We start from the raw sequence: 13,968 nt of genomic DNA, 5'->3' as shown, positions 1-13,968 counted from the left end.
GGGCACCGCACCATGAAACGGCTAATCGTACTATTTACATGCGTCTCAATCGTATTTATGGCTACTGCTTGTCAGTCGGAAAGCGATAAGAGAAAAGCTAGAATCGATCAGCTTCAAACAGAAATTGATGAAGCTAATAAGAAAACAGAAATGTATGACCGGATGTTGGATGCTTATGATAAGCAAGGAACAGACGACCCAATCATCTTAGGAAAATAAACTTTATGGCCGAGGACATTCGTGTTCTCGGTTTTATCTTTCATACTTTTATATACATTTCTGTAAAATTAACGTTAAAATGATTATGAGATAGAACCATTTAAAATAGTAAAGGGATGAGTAGCGAATGAAAAAGAAAATTGCAATACTGTCTGTCGCATTAATGGTGGCGGCCGCAGGTGTGGCTAGTGCAGGAGCTGCATGGGGTAAGTACAAGGGTTACGACATTATACGTTTAACGGTGAACGGGAAGACCGTCAAGGCAACTGATGCGCCGGCAATAAGTTTCAATAACCGTACAATGGTCCCAATTTACATGCTTAAAGAAGCCGGAGTTAATTACTCGTGGAATTCTGAGACAAATACAGTTGACGTTAAAAAGTCTACTATTACTTCGGGTAATGCCGATACTGACCAACTAAAAGCATACTTTATAATGGCCGATATTTATAAGCAACTCTCCGATCTAGGCGATAATTTTGTTGACTTTAATAATATGTTAAGCTTAGCTTTTACTGGAATAAATATGAATAACGATAGAACGCAATTAGATAAGACTTACACATACTTGAACGGGTACATTAATATGTACAATAGCGAGATTGAGTATATAGACAGTAAGGAAAATGATTTAAACTCGCATGGAATTTCTCTCGATAAAGCGAATACAGTATTAAATCATTACTTCGATGCTATAGATTACTATAAAGAAGCGTTAGATTATCTCGACAGCTATTACAGCACCAACAAATCTAATACAGCATTCAATAAATACTTAGATGCTTCGGGTAAAGGTTCAGACGCGACATATGATGGACTAAATATTATTTTGACAGAATATCCGAAATACAAAAATCTCGTTCTATCACAATAGCCCCATTAACGCCGAGGACATTCGTGTTCTCGGTTATTTTTTATTTCTAGCAGGTTAAAGATGACCGATACGAATTGTAAGATCATTAACCAGGTATAACGAAACATGGGGACTGGGGTGTTTACTTAATGCTTAACATGCAGGGGTCATACTTAAAACTACCCGGTAATGGTAGTCCCCGTTCTAATTGTAATCATCAGAAAACCACGATTGAAACCAGTTTATCCAGATGGGAGATAATTACTTCTCACCAAATACATTGGCATGGTATAATTGTCCTATTCTGATTTTATCTTTTTCATGATCTCTGCCTCTCAAATTTAGGCAGAGAACGGGCCCGCTTGCGGGATATGACACAGGCTCAAGAAATCTAAGGCGATCTATATACTATAGGTCTGCCTTTTTTGTTGGGCACACATACGGAAATTAGAGCTTTTCGCTTCGGCGGAAGGCTCTTTTTTATTTCTCAGGGGAGGTAATAAGAAAATGGCAGCTGACAACATGAAAGGTATGTTTGACCGAACGCTCCGGAATAAGATCAGGATGGGGAACTTTGAAAGTACCGAGCAGGATATGCTCTGTCTTCGCAGTCTCTTTCAATTTCCATCAAAACCATTTTCCGTGGCAGATTTTTGTGCTGGAAGCGGGAGAGCCCTTGAGGTTCTAACGCAAGAAACAGCCGCCGTAACTTTTGGTATCGAGCCAAACGAGGAGAAGTATTTACAGATGCGCGATCGTCTTTCACATGCGTTGTATGGAGGGTATGAAGAATGCAGGATATCCCGGGATACGTTCCGATTATTCTATCTAAATCCACCATATGACACAGACTCCAACACGGTTGAGGACAAGACTGAACGTAAAGAAAAGCGATTTTTACGCCATCTATTGCTGTATGTCTCAGTTGATGGGCTACTCGTTTATAACATTCCGCGAGGACGCATGACATCGGACATTGTAAAAATGTTGGTAGCCAACCTCGATGATATCCGAGTTTATCAGTCGCATGATGATACGTATCATCAGATATATGCGATTGGTCGGAAGAGGAAAGAAAAGTTTTTAGATCGGAATGAAGTGGAACGGATTTTAGGATTATTGGAGGAAGGCAGTGATCTTCAGCGGCTTCCGCTGCTCGATGATCCAATCTATAAGGTCAGTCCAGGCAATGTGACTCCAAAACTGTTCCGTTCAAATCGTATTGACGTGGACCAGCTACGAGAAATCGTACACCATTCCGCCCTTCATCAAAAAGGGAAGGAGTGGTCAACGCCAAAGCCACCAGCTTTACGGCTTCAGCCGCTACTTCCGGATAAGGAAATGCACCGAGTACTTCGTATGGCCAGCGGGCGCCTGAACGGTAAAGTGGGAAAAGGCAATCTTCTTCATGTACTTAAAGGGATCGTGAAGAAGGAAGTCGTGACGAGTGTAGAAGAGACTGAAAGTGAGATTATTCAAAGTGACAGGGATACGTTCCGTATTTCATTTAAGATGGTTGACCGGTACGGTAACATGCGGAAGCTCGAAAACTAATTCGTAGAGGGGTTATTGGAATGAGACATATGGAATTCCGGCATAAGGACATTAACGTGAGGGTTCACACGTCGCTCATGGTAACTCGGCTGAATGATGATCAGAAGCATGAGATGGTTTATGCGAGCGTTATCGATATTGATTCGCGTGTACAAGCGGTCTTCGCACAATTTCATCATTCACGGAAAGCATCCGATGTGGCCTTCTGGATTCGGCATGCGCCGAGAATTGGAGAAAAGGAATACGATCGATCAAGTTTAGTTGTATATCCAAAGGGGAATTACAAGCATTTATCTCAAAGGGAGAATGATACGTTTGTTACTGGCTTGGTTGCCAGTGAACGTGTGCTTTCTCGAACGGGGGAAGGATTCATTATCTTTGCATGGGACGGTAACATACACGAGAAGCTCTACCACGCCATCGATGCGTACTATGAGACGCCAATGCTGGAAGAGTGGACGCCGTATCTCTATCGCCAATTGATAAACGATCAATTAATGGTGCCCCTGGTCGTGCATGATTACATAGGGAATCATCCGGATTTGATTGCTTATGAACTGTTGGCAGGAGAGGATGCGCTTGATAGCTACATTTCCTTTGGGCTGCGCAGTGGTGCAATCGTACTTACCGAAGATGTGAAGGAGGCTATCTAAAGATGATGGAGACATTGGAAATGGAACATGGAGAGTTAATTGCTGCGGGGTTGGAAGCGGGTAATACCGAACCCTCTCTCCAGGAACTGAATAACATCGGGGATTACTTGTCGTTGTTTGGCGCTGACTTGATCCGCCGGTTAAATACAGAATATCAGCCGCATCATCACCCGGTAAATGATGACATGCTCCCGCTTCTAGGCGAGCTAAAACGACCGCTTTTTAACGCTCAGGCGCATGTAGTAACCGCATTGATGAAAGGGTTTGAGGAACATCGAAGATTACTTTTAATCGGTGAGCCAGGTACGGGAAAAACGGCAATGAGTATTGCGACTTTTTTTGCTTTGCTGAAGATGAAGTTCGACGGTAAGGGACGCGTCCTTTATATGGTGCCGAATCATCTGATTAAGAAGACGAAGCGGGAAATAGGTGTTCTCCTGGATAAGCAGCTTTTTGATGTCCACTTTATCCGTGATTACGTCGATGTGATTCGGTTGCGCGATAGCGGGAAGATGAATAGTAAGCCGACTAAAATGGAGGTTTACATTATCGCGAGGGACACGGCAAAGCTTGGTTATATCTATGAAATCGCTGCGAAGTGGGTTGATCGCACCTATACTAAGCGTGTGAAAGGTGAGGGAGCTGTACTAGGAGCAAAGCGTACGGCTTTTCGGGGGTTTGTATGTCCGGAATGTGGTGGCCAGCTCATGAAAGAAGAAGATGGCAGCATGGTTCCTATGGAATGGGATGACTTCCACAATAAGCATGGAAAAGCGACTCGTCGAAAGAACAACTTGTTTTGTTCAACACTAATTCGCGAGTATAAAAATGCAGATCCGGATAAAGATTCGTATCGTCCATGTGGAGCTCCGCTGTGGCAGGCGAAGAACAAGGACAAATCGAGTATTTCTGGTGAACGCCGTAAAGTAGAAGGTACAGCTCCTCGTAAAGTCTCTCCTGCTGATTTGTTCAAACGTTATTTTAAGAATAAATTTGAAGTGGTTTTTGGAGATGAGGTCCATGAACTTGCTGGTGGTAGTGCACAAGCTCATGCTTTTCATGTCTTTATGGGATGTGCTAAATATTCTGTTGCGATGACCGGAACCTTATTGTCAGGCTACAGCAGTTCTATTTTTGAACTACTGTTCCGCATGTTTCCTGATCGACTGCGTAGGATGGGCTTCCAATGGGGAGAGGTCGGCAGGTGGATTGATTATTATGGACTTCGAGAAAAAATAACGAAAATAAAGAAGGATAATGCATTAAATAGTTCTAGTAACGGGTCATCCAAACGGACGAACACGAAGGAATTGCCGGCTGCAGCACCGCAATTATTCACGGATATGTTAAGCGATGTTGCTTGTTTTATCCAAATGAGCGATATGTTTGAGAGGCTTCCGGAATTAAAGGAATATCCGGCTACCATCCCGCTTCAAGGTTATAGAAACCTCATATCGTGTATAACGAAAGTTAAACATAAGCCAGGTCGTAAGACAAAACCACATAAGGGGATGCGGCTACTCGCTCCGAAGTGGTACCTAGAGCGTAATCTAAAAGACGTTGAGGACCAGCTTCGTGAAGCGGTTGTAAAGGAACTGCAAGGCGGCGGACAGTCTGTGCTGCTCGGCAGCTTACTTAGCACATCACTTAGTTATCCGGATGTTCCGTTTAACTTTAAGGGAGTTTATCATCCGGATACGGGAGAAGAGATTGTTTCTCCTGATTATCGTCTTAGCGATCGTCTCCTATACCCGAAGGAGCTCGACTTGATTCAGTTTGTTCGGAAGCGGCTGAAACTCGGACGAAAAGTTGGTGTCTATGCGACTTTTACTGGCGAACTAGGTACGCTTGAGCGATTACAGATGCTCTTTGAGGAGCGGGGTATTAAAACAGCCGTGTTAACTTCTGATGTGGATGGTCCGGAGAGGGAAGAATGGATTGCGAAGCAGGAACAAGAGGGTGTTCAGGTTTTACTAGTCAATCCCATTTTAGTTTCTACGGGTCTAGATATGTATAATTTCCCATCACTATATTTTTATCAAACAGGATATAGGCTTTCCATTGTCCGACAAGCATCTAGACGACACTGGCGTATAGGTCAAATGAATACCTGTGAGACGGTTTATGCCGGCTATAAAGACAGCATGCAGGAATTGGCTATCAATCTGATGGGACAGAAAATGAACGCAGCACTTGCGATTGAAGGACAGTTTAGCCAGGAAGGTCTTTCGGCATTAACAGAAGGATCTGGGGGCAGCCTGACAAATGAGCTAGCTAAACGTTTTGTAGGCAACAATATAGAAGGCGTAGAGAGTGCAGAATCGATATGGGGCAAAATGTCATTTGATCCTACACAGCTCGCTATTGTAGCGCCTACTGCTCCTACAACTAATAATACTTCTACTGAGGAAGAAATGGAAGCGGGTCCTACGATATCAAACGTAGCTATTGCAACGTCACCGGTGCCTGCTTCACCTGTAAGAATGATTTATGCGACATCGGTGAAAGAAGCGATTTTGGACTGGGCATCTGAAGAGGTTCCTGCAGATCTCTTTACTCGTATCGAACAACAAATTGCATATGTAGAAGAGAATGTTTTGAGTGGCTTTAAGGGACTTTCAATAGCCCAAGAATCACTTTTAAGCGATTGTGCTTTGGTTTGGGATCCGACAGCTGCTCCTTCGGAAGAAGCCGACTTTAGACGATGGGTGTATAGCTTAACAAACAAGCCTATTACTAAGGAAGTTACGGCAGGTAAGGAATGGGCGGGGTTAGACCTAGCTGTGGTTGAAGGTAAGAAGGCTAAAACGAGAACCAAAAAGGCTTATAATGTCACAGATGGACAATATGCTTTTGTATTCTGATGAGAATGGTGCCGGGTCAACTGGCACCATTTTTTGGTTCGTTCGCAAGTCGATTAGGGAAATTTTGTATAGGGATTGTGTAATATGTATATAAGATGGTCTACAAGTATCTCAATGGAGCTAAGAAGTCGGGGCGTATTATTAATAGTGAGAGAAGAAAAAAGGAGTGGGAATATGACTGAAATCTCCCATAATGAAAAAAGCATATTTTTGAAGTTTAAATCGGCAGATAGGCTAGCAATTACGGATTATAGTGAGGAATTGTTTAATAAGATTACTGCAGTGGGTTGGAGCAAAAATGGCGACTATGTTAGGTCAAGTAAGTTAAAGATGTCACTTCATCAGCTGGTAATGGAGCATTACTACGGTGTCGAAGAGCTTGCAGCAGCCAGGAGTAAGGGCTTTATTATAGAACATCATAATAATGACGGGTTCGACTGCCAAATTAGTAATCTCAGTTTTGCTCCTGAAACCCAAAATAAAGCGAAAGCATTTACCTACGATAAAATGCGAGAAGATATGATGGGTTCGGTTGCTGTTAACTTTTATAAAGATTTCATTTCCGGAAGGTATCAAATTACGATAGGTTTCAACAAAGAGCACTCTTTTATCGACTCTTCAAAGGGAATGGCAATACCTATTGTGGCTATGTACTTCGTTTATAATAATGACTTTTACCGCACTATGACCGATGCTACAAAAATACTTCATGAACTTAATCTTTATGGGAAATTTGATCTTAAAAGTCTCCTATACGAACGATATCATTATAAAGAAGCTATACCTTTTCCAACGGATGTTCCTGACGATCAGGTGTTTTATTTCGATGAAAATGGGGAGGTGTTAATCAGATTAGGAACACCTCATCTGGTAATTAATCAGATTGCTGAGGATAAGGACCTTTATAAGGATGAAGGATAACTAATAAAAAAACAGTAACAGTTTGTTCTACCAAAGCTGCTACTGTTTTTTTTTATAAATTTCGGACATAAAAAGAATTTCATAAAAAATTTTGAAAAAGGCAATTTCCGTATTATGATAATTATCAAATAGCTGAGAGGAAGATTCTACATGGCGGAACAAATAAAGCAAACAAAATCGAAAATTCATCCGACTTGCCGCATTTGCGATAAGTTGAATGCTGAGATGACACACTGTGCGATCTTTGGAGCGCTTGTGCCAGGGCAACTTGATAACACAGCACTTGCAGCCACGTGTGATAAATCTGGTGATTATATTCGCTACATTCATGCTGTACCGAATAATTTCAACTATGGAAAGACCTCAACCGGTAAACCAATCGATGAGGAAGGCGACAGCCAGTTGCTCGTATATAGCGCCGATGATGAAACTCTAGATTTTAAAGAGAGACATGGAATAAGTTTAGAGCAATGGGCGCAGGAGACCTTTTCGAAAAATCAAGAGTAAGCAGTGAGTAGAAAGCAAGATAGTAAACATCAGGAGTGAATTCAAGATGAGTAACTTAGCGGAAAAGAAGAGAGCAGGAGACAATTTGCCTATATATCAACAGATTAAGGATGATCTAAAAACAAGAATAATCTGTGAAGTGTATAAACATGGGCAACAATTACCGTCTATTCGCGAATTATCTGTCCTTTATGAGTGTAGTGCTATTACAAGCAGGAAAGTGTATGAAGAGCTAGAGAAAGAAGGGTTTATTCGTACGACTCCTGGACGAGGAACATTTGTGAATGTCGATTCGGAGACTATCCAACATTTTCGCCGTCTCAATACAGAGAAGGCAATGAGGGATGCTGTTAATACCGGTTTGAACTGTGGTTATACAACAGAAGAAATGATTCATCTTTTTAGCACATTGCTTTATCAGGCACAGAAGACACAAGAATAAGAGATTGAATCTATGTATATTTATATATTAATATATATGCATGGATTAAGGTTCGAAGGGATTCATTCCCAAGGAGCCAATTGATCTACTACTGACTGTGTATGATGGTTACTTGAATAATGATTCTGATGAAATGAAAGTGCGATATTATATAGATCCATTCCATTATGTACAGTACAAAGCTCATAAGGAGGGGGGAAGTAATATTGGAGAAAATAAATAGTGTAGTCCGAACGCCGGTTGGAACGAAAGAACAAAAATTGAATGAGCAAAGCGATGAATTTGCCGAAAAGTATGTCGCTGATTATATAAGGTGCAAAGAGAAATATACGGATAATCGATTTGCTCGGTGGACAAAACTGACGACTCTCACTGTAAAAGCTCTCTTGGTTTGGTATGCTAAGAGAATAGTAGTGTCTTTTTCAAAATAACAATTCGGGAGTGAGTAACATGAAAGAAGAAAAGAGCATTTTCTTTCATCGAGGCATTTATAAATTTCAGTGGCCGTATATCATGAATAACTTCGTTGCGGACGATCAAGGGGAAGTGAAGGTATACAACTGCAACGTGGAGATACGAGTAGGTCAAGATGATGATATGAATGATGGAAAATTGGTAACGGTTGTTATCTCGGGAACCGCTGTAACTCCAGGAGTACAACCCGTAATAACAGACATAGCTACTAAGGTCCGTCTTTCTTTCTTTGACTCCATTTTTATCGAAAAGCATTGGGAAAAATCAATCGTTCCAGAGCATCGTATTCGTTGGATCGAGCAAAACTTGTTTTCACTAAACTCCAATACGGTCGAAGATGAAATTTTTGAGGTTACTATGAACTGGGATAAGAAGCGACATATCTATACTTCGCCATCATGGACAACTTCAAAAGTGAAGTATATGGTTACATCGAGAGATAAATAAATCTCTGCCCATCAAATTGATAAGATCCCCCAATGATAAAAGAGCAGCCTTCATCGGCTGCTTTTTTCTTCTTCAGTGATAATTTCAATTAATTCCTATCTTACTCATTATTAATGAAGACACCAAGCAATGTATTGTTTGGTATAATTATAGGAGTAAGTGGTGTATTACGTGAAGTAACGGAACGGGTCCGAGCCCGATTTCAAATTCCGATAATATCAATTAGCGGACAGTAAGAAACCTTCCACTGAAGTCTCTTTTTAGACCTTAAATAGAGGAGAAATATCTAGTATGAATACATTATTCTCAGCCAGCTCTAGAACGTATATCGTGGCATTGCTGGTAGTTATTTTCATTTGGGCATTAAAAGAGCTAATAAGAGCAGGACGTCTTTCAAAAAATCCAACTATTATCATGTATGTAAATAAAATGAGTAACTCTGAACTAGAGAAGAATGAAATAAACCAGGAGGTACTTTCCGAACTTCAACTACAATTAATGAAGAAAGATATCCGAGCAAATAGGTTAACCATTAGACAGTCCATAACAATGGCCATTTCGAGTAAGAAACAAAGTGTGCGTGAGCAAGTAGTTATTGAGCAAGTTCAAAAATCTATAAACGTAGATGAAATAGATAAATTAAGTGGAGTACAGTTTGAATCTTTATTGAGAGATTATTTTGTAAGTATTGGTTTCAAAGTAAGTATGACCAAAGCATCGGGTGATCAAGGCGCTGATTTAATTTTAGTAAAGGAGCAACGCAGGATAGCCGTTCAAGCGAAACGACATGCTACTCAATCAAAGCTTGGAAACGCATCTGTTCAAGAAGTGATTTCGGGAAGAATTTATTACGAATGTACAGAGGCCTGCGTTATAACAACAACTTATTTTACAGCTCAAGCAGTAGAATTAGCTAGAAGAGCAAATGTTGTTCTAATTGATCGCCGTGAGCTGATTAAAATGTTGAATGGAAGATATTCCTTATAAACTGAATCAATTTCATAAATCTCAACCCTTGATATAACAAGGTTTTTCAGGCATAGAAAAAGGAGTACCTCCCCAAATCTCGAATAGGTTAAGCGACAAAACCAAACCAATTGAGACGAGGTGAACTCCCTATGCCCTATATTCGACATGAGACCGGTGCCAGCTTGTTGCCTAGAGCTTTTTTTAATGTCCATTAAATGGCGTCTTGACCATTCATGCCTGGGTCCCTCGCGGACGAAAACGTCAACGCCCAGAAGACCCAGTTGAACGAAACCCTTGGGTGCAGCTGTCTTGATGGGTTCACGACGGGCACGCCTCCTCGTCAAATACGCGTCTAATTAGGCTTCAGGCAGCACTGCCTTGAAGACGATTTCGATTAATTGCTCAGGAAAGGCCAGTCTCGGTACGCCGATCAAATTGCTTGCGACCTGAGGCCGCGGAGTCCCGTAGACTTCTTTCCGAACCTTGCCTGCGACCGCAAACGCCGCATCGACATCGAGTACGTAGAGCGTGTCTTCTACCACGTCATCGAAGGTAGCCCCGAATTGTGCTAAGATCTTCGCGGCATTGGCATAGGTCACCCGCATCTGCTCCTCCATCATCGAGAAGTCGACCGGCTTCCCAGATTCATCGAGCACCGCGGGCGAGACCATCGCCCCGTTTTCGTCGTGGCTAAGTTGGCCAGACACATGGATCGTGTTTCCGATCTTGATTGCCTGTGCATAACCGTAAGCGTCTTCCGCCGGCACACCATGATAGGCGGCCACTTTTCCATTCGTTGCGTTCGTATTTGTCATCTTCTTATCTCCTATTCGTAAAATGTTATTATGAACTAAGTATAAAGATGGTAATTCAGCTAAACAATCCAATTATTATTATAGTAACGATAGGTTTTACCTATATTTCAACTTCTTTCTCTGCTGCCATTCATATCTATTAGATATTTATTTGGATTTCGATCATAATAATAGTAAATTTCTATTGATTATTGATCATGAACGGATAGAGAGGAACACTTATGGAACTAAAGCAATTAGAGTACTTTATGGTCCTGTGTCGTGAACTGAATTTTACCCGTGGCTCGCGAGGATTTCTCTCTCGGATGTTCCGTCTGCTATGCGTGGTCGGCCGGATCCGTCTCCGCGTACAGCCGGGAAGAATGTTCGGGTCGTCTCGGGGGGACGCTGCTCGCCGAGATGAAATGTCTGATTTCCCCAATTGCACATGTTTCAATTTTACGGAAGGGGATAAGTTATGCAAGAGAAATATTCACTAAACGAACAAGCTCTTCGATTTATTCAAGAATTCGAAAAGAATGTAGAATCAGGTAAGTCTTATGATACACAAGAACTTGTCGCAATTTTTGATATCTCCACTTTTAATAAGGAACAATTTGATTCGTATAAGAAACCAAAAAATAATTCAATTTGGTGGGCATTAACACGTAGTGGAAAATGGTTAATGGTCAAGAAAGGAACATACATGAAGAAATAACGGAGACAAAAAAAAGAAGAAGGCAGCCGATTAGAAATGGCTGTTTTTTCGTTACGCGAACGGGCTGAATAGGTTAAGAGCATTACACTCCCTCGATAGTTGAATAAACAATCTTGGGGGGGCCGGCAGAATATCCGTTGACCGTTTTACTGTGTTTGTCTTAGAATTGGTATCATTTAGATACGACATTTCATATTTATTTAAGAGGATGATCTTAATGAAGACAAAGCACAAAGATGGTTACGAATGGGTAAGTCTTGCGATATTGGCAAAGGAACAAGGCAAAAGCCCGGTTCACCTGAAGCTTTGGTACACCTATGCTGAAGAAAATGAACGGCTAGATGAACTTCCGCAATGTCGCCGAGATTTCGATAAGGTTACGACAAGATATCTCCGGGTAGACCAACTTGACAAGCTTGACACGTTCGGTGCTTCGCTGAAGCGCGGGGAGTTATCACAGATCGGTAAAAAGGTTTATGGCGACCGGACGGAATATCACCGTGAATGGTATCAAGAGAAGAAAGCGAATGAGAAACCTTACAAATCGAACAATATGTATATAAACTTACCGGTGAAAGACTTGAATCGGACAAAGAAATTTTTCAGCAGTATTGGCTTCGAGTTTAACTCACAGTTCTCCGACGAAAATTCAGCATGTATGGTGATCAACGACAATACTTTCGTTCAACTACTCGTTGAACCGTATTTTCAGACGTTTATCAACAAACCGGTTGCCGATGTCGCCAGCGCAGCTGGAAAAATTATCGCACTCTCTGCAGATAGCAGAAAACATGTAGATGAACTGGCTGACAAGGCTTTGTCGGCCGGAGGCAAGCAGTCCAAAGAGCCGACAGACCATGGTTTTATGTACGTCAGAAGCTTCGAGGACCTGAATGGGCACTTGTGGGAAATTGCTTATATGGACATGGGCACCATGACTCAGGAGTAAGAAGACGACGGCAGCCAGCGTAAAGATCGTTTGCTACCTTGAAGCTAAATGGGAGACGTTAGTTCAAAAACAGCAGCAGTCTAGGACTCAATTTTCATGTCCATGACTGCTGCTGTTCCGTTTCTAGGAGGCTGTCGGACGACTAGAACATATATACAAGAAAAGTCGCATAAACTGCGGCTTTTTTATTTTTTGTATAGAGAAGTCTTGTCGTAAGTTCAAGACAAGAACTTCTATACAGCCCTGTGATCCCTAGATATGCACTATTTATTAAAGGCCAGGCTTGCACAGCTAAGTAGATGTTTAGTCCATGTATTGTGTATATTTGCTATCCTTTTCAGTACTTAACTTATTCTGGTGATGCCGCATGATACACATGCATGCTTCGCCGATCGCATAGTTAGTATATTTACCTGCGGGATGACGGTAACCAAGCCTATGCATCCAAGCATGCCACAAAGCGCCTGCTCGGATGCCGTCGGTAAGTGTTTTCTCTAAAAATCGCGGGTTCACAGTGACAGTCAAAGAATTCCGTTCAGGATCGGAAGCGTTGACCGCTTTTACATTAAAATTACCGGTTCCATACATAATATATGCCTTGGCTGCTTTTCCGAAGCCATTAGCGGCCAACGCAGTTGTTAATCCATCCATCATAACTTCAAGAGAGGCACCACCGTTTGCGATTTTTTCTTCGAACCAAACAGGTGAAAGATTAAATTTAGCGTATTTTCGCATACAGTTTTTAAACCGCGGTGTATTACCTCCATCGAGCTCGTCAAAGTATTCGACCCAACTAAATATCGTCCCTGCTAGCATTCTTTTGATTGCTTTTACGTGTGCAGCGGTGAACCGGCTATCGACATAGAAAGTCAGAGTTGCTGGCATAGCTTCATCAACAATTGCTTCCTGGAGCGGAATCGTCATTTTGATATATGTTGCAGATACTCGAGCCTTTTGCTTAATTCTAGACTTCTCAGTAATTTGAGCATAGAGAACACTTTGCTTTCTACTTTTCATTTTCAAAAGAAGACCATCTCCTTTCATACTCATTACAAAATATTCTATGAGGTATAGTATTGTACGGACTATTAGCTCCATCTTTCAAATACTCTTTCTATAATCCTCTTAAATTGAATCATCATTGCTTATGCTCGCATAAATTAGGATAGAAAGGGGAGGGGAATATATGCGGAAAAAAATACGCCGTTTAGGCGGACAGATAGATTCTATAAAAATGCTTAGCTATGCCAATCGTTATGTGGGGATGCAATTTAAGAGAAATCCACCACCATTAGAAATTGACTGTTCATCATTTACCCAAATGGTTTTTGCAAAGGTTGGTTTACGGTTACCTCGCACATCACAAGAACAAGCAAAGCATGGAAAGGCAGTTAATAAAGCCGATCTCCACCCTGGTGATTTGATTTTTTATCATATTCCAGATAGAAATCCTATTAAAGGAAGCGTTGGTCACGTTGCTATCTATGCCGGTAGGGGTAGCACCAGCGAAGCTGACACCACCCGCAAAGTAGAATGAAATAATTTACAGTTAGAAATTTCAAACGGTCATTCGTTATAATCAATCCAAACAGTCTGAACCATCC

At 41.5% G+C, this 13,968-nt stretch carries 16 protein-coding genes and 1 pseudogene; 15 read left to right on the top strand and 2 right to left on the bottom strand.

The annotated features are described in order from the left end of the window. Nucleotides 1-12 precede the first annotated feature (12 nt). From WFJ73_RS21975 to WFJ73_RS21925, 11 genes are all read left to right on the top strand, one after another. On the top strand, nt 13-219 hold the full coding sequence (locus WFJ73_RS21975; RefSeq protein ID WP_336775095.1) for a hypothetical protein: 207 nt from the start codon (nt 13-15) through the stop codon (nt 217-219). 127 nt (nt 220-346) lie between these two features. Beyond that, nucleotides 347-1,093, top strand: a complete 747-nt coding sequence (locus WFJ73_RS21970; RefSeq protein ID WP_336775094.1) for a stalk domain-containing protein — start codon at nt 347-349, stop codon at nt 1,091-1,093. Nucleotides 1,094-1,579: 486 nt separating this feature from the next. Further along, nucleotides 1,580-2,626, top strand: a complete 1,047-nt coding sequence (locus WFJ73_RS21965) for a DUF6094 domain-containing protein (RefSeq protein WP_336775093.1) — start codon at nt 1,580-1,582, stop codon at nt 2,624-2,626. 20 nt (nt 2,627-2,646) lie between these two features. After that, nucleotides 2,647-3,279 (top strand): hypothetical protein, encoded by a 633-nt coding sequence (locus WFJ73_RS21960; protein ID WP_336775092.1) that lies wholly within the window; start codon nt 2,647-2,649, stop codon nt 3,277-3,279. A gap of 2 nt (nt 3,280-3,281) precedes the next feature. Then, nucleotides 3,282-6,143, top strand: coding sequence for a DEAD/DEAH box helicase family protein (locus tag WFJ73_RS21955; RefSeq protein WP_336775091.1), 2,862 nt, complete (start codon nt 3,282-3,284; stop codon nt 6,141-6,143). A 174-nt stretch (nt 6,144-6,317) separates the two neighbouring features. Beyond that, on the top strand, nt 6,318-7,064 hold the full coding sequence (locus WFJ73_RS21950; RefSeq protein WP_336775090.1) for a hypothetical protein: 747 nt from the start codon (nt 6,318-6,320) through the stop codon (nt 7,062-7,064). A gap of 150 nt (nt 7,065-7,214) precedes the next feature. Further along, nucleotides 7,215-7,571 (top strand): hypothetical protein, encoded by a 357-nt coding sequence (locus WFJ73_RS21945; RefSeq protein ID WP_336775089.1) that lies wholly within the window; start codon nt 7,215-7,217, stop codon nt 7,569-7,571. A 46-nt stretch (nt 7,572-7,617) separates the two neighbouring features. Further along, the gene (locus WFJ73_RS21940) at nt 7,618-8,013 is read left to right on the top strand and encodes a GntR family transcriptional regulator (RefSeq protein ID WP_336775088.1); all 396 of its coding nucleotides are present in this window, start codon (nt 7,618-7,620) and stop codon (nt 8,011-8,013) included. A 206-nt stretch (nt 8,014-8,219) separates the two neighbouring features. Continuing rightward, nucleotides 8,220-8,444 (top strand): hypothetical protein, encoded by a 225-nt coding sequence (locus WFJ73_RS21935; RefSeq protein WP_336775087.1) that lies wholly within the window; start codon nt 8,220-8,222, stop codon nt 8,442-8,444. A gap of 19 nt (nt 8,445-8,463) precedes the next feature. Next, nucleotides 8,464-8,934, top strand: a complete 471-nt coding sequence (locus WFJ73_RS21930; RefSeq protein WP_336775086.1) for a hypothetical protein — start codon at nt 8,464-8,466, stop codon at nt 8,932-8,934. Nucleotides 8,935-9,225: 291 nt separating this feature from the next. Beyond that, complete coding sequence (locus WFJ73_RS21925) at nt 9,226-9,921, top strand: restriction endonuclease (protein ID WP_336775085.1); 696 nt, start codon at nt 9,226-9,228, stop codon at nt 9,919-9,921. 338 nt (nt 9,922-10,259) lie between these two features. Here the strand turns inward: WFJ73_RS21925 and WFJ73_RS21920 are convergent, their stop codons facing one another. After that, nucleotides 10,260-10,718: a Rid family hydrolase gene (locus WFJ73_RS21920; protein ID WP_336775084.1), complete on the bottom strand. Its 459-nt coding sequence runs from the start codon at nt 10,716-10,718 to the stop codon at nt 10,260-10,262. 221 nt (nt 10,719-10,939) lie between these two features. Here WFJ73_RS21920 and WFJ73_RS33445 point away from each other — a divergent pair. The 3 genes and pseudogenes from WFJ73_RS33445 to WFJ73_RS33440 all read left to right on the top strand — a co-directional run. Further along, a pseudogene (locus WFJ73_RS33445) lies at nt 10,940-11,038 on the top strand (LysR family transcriptional regulator); the annotation flags it as partial. Between the two features lie 137 nt (nt 11,039-11,175). Continuing rightward, nucleotides 11,176-11,415, top strand: a complete 240-nt coding sequence (locus WFJ73_RS21915) for a hypothetical protein (protein ID WP_336775083.1) — start codon at nt 11,176-11,178, stop codon at nt 11,413-11,415. 217 nt (nt 11,416-11,632) lie between these two features. Further along, nucleotides 11,633-12,364, top strand: coding sequence for a VOC family protein (locus WFJ73_RS33440; protein ID WP_442955982.1), 732 nt, complete (start codon nt 11,633-11,635; stop codon nt 12,362-12,364). 303 nt (nt 12,365-12,667) lie between these two features. Here WFJ73_RS33440 and WFJ73_RS21905 read toward each other — a convergent pair whose 3' ends face one another. Next, entirely contained in the window at nt 12,668-13,381 is a 714-nt protein-coding gene (locus WFJ73_RS21905) for a hypothetical protein (protein ID WP_336775416.1), read from the bottom strand. 169 nt (nt 13,382-13,550) lie between these two features. Here WFJ73_RS21905 and WFJ73_RS21900 point away from each other — a divergent pair, with 169 nt between their 5' ends. Continuing rightward, a complete protein-coding gene (locus tag WFJ73_RS21900; RefSeq protein ID WP_336775082.1) occupies nt 13,551-13,901 on the top strand; it encodes a C40 family peptidase in 351 nt (116 codons plus the stop codon). Nucleotides 13,902-13,968 lie beyond the last annotated feature (67 nt).

Origin of the sequence: Paenibacillus sp. MMO-58 (genome assembly GCF_037146255.1) — a bacterium.
Taxonomy (GTDB): domain Bacteria; phylum Bacillota; class Bacilli; order Paenibacillales; family Paenibacillaceae; genus Pristimantibacillus.
This window is presented reverse-complemented; position numbering and strand designations above follow the sequence as displayed.

Excerpts from the sequence above, each read along its gene's own strand:
- WFJ73_RS21965 (WP_336775093.1), top strand. The coding sequence starts at position 1,580 with ATGGCAGCTGACAACATGAAAGGTATGTTTGACCGAACGCTCCGGAAT.
- WFJ73_RS33440 (WP_442955982.1), top strand. The coding sequence starts at position 11,633 with ATGAAGACAAAGCACAAAGATGGTTACGAATGGGTAAGTCTTGCGATA.
- WFJ73_RS21960 (WP_336775092.1), top strand. The coding sequence starts at position 2,647 with ATGAGACATATGGAATTCCGGCATAAGGACATTAACGTGAGGGTTCAC.
- WFJ73_RS21955 (WP_336775091.1), top strand. The coding sequence starts at position 3,282 with ATGATGGAGACATTGGAAATGGAACATGGAGAGTTAATTGCTGCGGGG.
- WFJ73_RS21975 (WP_336775095.1), top strand. The coding sequence starts at position 13 with ATGAAACGGCTAATCGTACTATTTACATGCGTCTCAATCGTATTTATG.
- WFJ73_RS21915 (WP_336775083.1), top strand. The coding sequence starts at position 11,176 with ATGCAAGAGAAATATTCACTAAACGAACAAGCTCTTCGATTTATTCAA.
- WFJ73_RS21900 (WP_336775082.1), top strand. The coding sequence starts at position 13,551 with ATGCGGAAAAAAATACGCCGTTTAGGCGGACAGATAGATTCTATAAAA.
- WFJ73_RS21945 (WP_336775089.1), top strand. The coding sequence starts at position 7,215 with ATGGCGGAACAAATAAAGCAAACAAAATCGAAAATTCATCCGACTTGC.
- WFJ73_RS21920 (WP_336775084.1), bottom strand. The coding sequence starts at position 10,718 with ATGACAAATACGAACGCAACGAATGGAAAAGTGGCCGCCTATCATGGT.
- WFJ73_RS21905 (WP_336775416.1), bottom strand. The coding sequence starts at position 13,381 with ATGAAAAGTAGAAAGCAAAGTGTTCTCTATGCTCAAATTACTGAGAAG.
- WFJ73_RS21970 (WP_336775094.1), top strand. The coding sequence starts at position 347 with ATGAAAAAGAAAATTGCAATACTGTCTGTCGCATTAATGGTGGCGGCC.
- WFJ73_RS21950 (WP_336775090.1), top strand. The coding sequence starts at position 6,318 with ATGACTGAAATCTCCCATAATGAAAAAAGCATATTTTTGAAGTTTAAA.
- WFJ73_RS21930 (WP_336775086.1), top strand. The coding sequence starts at position 8,464 with ATGAAAGAAGAAAAGAGCATTTTCTTTCATCGAGGCATTTATAAATTT.
- WFJ73_RS21925 (WP_336775085.1), top strand. The coding sequence starts at position 9,226 with ATGAATACATTATTCTCAGCCAGCTCTAGAACGTATATCGTGGCATTG.
- WFJ73_RS21940 (WP_336775088.1), top strand. The coding sequence starts at position 7,618 with ATGAGTAACTTAGCGGAAAAGAAGAGAGCAGGAGACAATTTGCCTATA.